Raw genomic sequence first — 1857 nt, 5'->3', positions numbered from 1 at the left:
TTTATTCCGGGCGGCGAAACCGTTCGCAACGTTATCATCGACTGATCGAGGAGGAAAAAACATGGAAAAGTATATTATTTCAGCCGTTGTACAGAATAATTCTGGCGTACTGGCTCGCGTTTCCAGCCTGTTCGGTCGCCGCGGCTTCAACATCTATTCTCTGACGGTTTCCCCGACCGTTGATGAGAAGTTTTCCCGCATCACCATTGTCACAGTTGGCGATGCATACACATTGGATCAGATTCTCAAGCAGATGCGCAAGCTGGAAGAGTGCGTAGAAGTCGTTCACATCAAGGAAGACGAAGCATTCTGCCGTGAGCTGGCACTGATTAAGATTGAGGGCGGCGTGGATGTACAGGAAAGCATCCGCGAGCTGTGTGACGTTTATCAGGCAGATGTCGTCAATGCAGGCGAACATTCTATCATCGTTCGCATTTCTGGCGTACCGTCCAAGCTGGATACATTCTTGTCCATTATGCAGAACTTCAACGTTGTCGAGTCCAGCCGTACCGGTATCACTGCCGTACATTGGGACAAGGATAAGGACTGAGAAATCTGACGTTCTGCCCTTGATTTGTGTCATGCATTCTTTTATAATAAGAAAGTACATGACAAATTTGACGCATGTTTTGTAAAGATACAGCGGGGACGGGTCATGTACCGGTTCCCGCTTTTTTTATCGCGGCGGCGCACTGCCGCCTTGGAGGTGCTTTTCATGGAATTAAGAAGTCATAATATTACGAAGGGCGTAGAGCGCGTGCCGAATCGTTCGCTGCTCCGTGCCTGCGGTCTGACCGAGGAAGAGATGGCGCGTCCGCTCATCGGCGTTGTTTCTGCATACAGCGAGATTATTCCGGGTCACATCAATCTGGATAAGATCGCCGCTGCTGTAAAGACCGGTGTCAGCATGGCAGGCGGTACGCCGATTCTGGTACCGGCAATCGGTGTCTGTGATGGTATTGCCATGGGTCATGTCGGCATGAAGTATTCTCTGCCGTCTCGTGAGCTGATTGCAGACTCTGTTGAGACTCTGGCTCAGGCACATCAGTTTGATGCACTGGTTCTCATCCCGAACTGCGATAAGATCGTTCCGGGCATGGTCATGGCTGCTGCTCGTCTGAATATTCCGTCCATCGTTGTTTCTGGCGGCCCGATGCTGGCAGGTCACGTCAAGGGCGAGAATGTTTCCCTGTCTTACACCTTTGAGGCAGTTGGCGCGCGCAAGGCAAACCTGATTAACGATGAGGAAATCACCGATGTTGAGTGTCATTCCTGCCCGGGCTGCGGTTCTTGCTCCGGCATGTACACCGCAAACTCTATGAACTGCCTGTGTGAGGCAATCGGTATGGCTCTGCCGGGCAACGGCACGATTCCGGCTGTACATTCCGACCGCATCCAGCTGGCAAAGCACGCGGGTATGAAGATCATGGAGCTGCTGGAAAAGGACATCAAGCCGCGCGACATTATCAATGAGAAGTCTATTCATAACGCACTGGAGTGCGAGATGGCTCTGGGCTGCTCCACCAATACCGTTCTGCATCTGCTGGCAATCTCTCATGAAGCTGGCATTCAGCTGGATCTGGAGAAGATGAACCATGTATCCGATACCACGCCGAATCTGTGCCATCTGGCGCCGGCTGGCAGAACCTACATTCAGGAGCTGAATGAGGCTGGCGGTATCTATGCAGTCATGAATGAGCTGTCCAAGAAGAACCTGATTGAGCTGGATACCATTACGGCAACCGGCAAGAAGGTTGGCGAGAACATCAAGGGCTGCATCAACAAGAACCCGAATGTCATCCGTCCGATTGACAATCCGTATATGCAGACCGGCGGCATTGCTATCCTGTGGGGCAA

At 51.8% G+C, this 1857-nt stretch carries 2 protein-coding genes; both read left to right on the top strand.

Annotation, left to right across the window (positions count from 1 at the left end):
• The first annotated feature begins 61 nt into the window (after nt 1-61).
• Nucleotides 62-550 (top strand): acetolactate synthase small subunit, encoded by a 489-nt coding sequence (gene ilvN / locus ACR0P9_RS11885; RefSeq protein ID WP_432620417.1) that lies wholly within the window; start codon nt 62-64, stop codon nt 548-550.
• 165 nt (nt 551-715) lie between these two features.
• A partial coding sequence (locus tag ACR0P9_RS11880; RefSeq protein ID WP_432620415.1) for a dihydroxy-acid dehydratase occupies nt 716-1857 on the top strand: 1142 nt, incomplete at its 3' end.

The sequence above is a fragment of the Butyricicoccus sp. genome (assembly GCF_050872565.1).
Lineage (GTDB): Bacteria > Bacillota > Clostridia > Oscillospirales > Butyricicoccaceae > Butyricicoccus_A.
Note: the sequence above shows the minus strand (reverse complement) of the source record. Positions and strands in the feature narration are given on the sequence as shown.

Coding starts and splice junctions, on each gene's coding strand:
- ilvN (WP_432620417.1), top strand. CDS start 62: ATGGAAAAGTATATTATTTCAGCCGTTGTACAGAATAATTCTGGCGTA.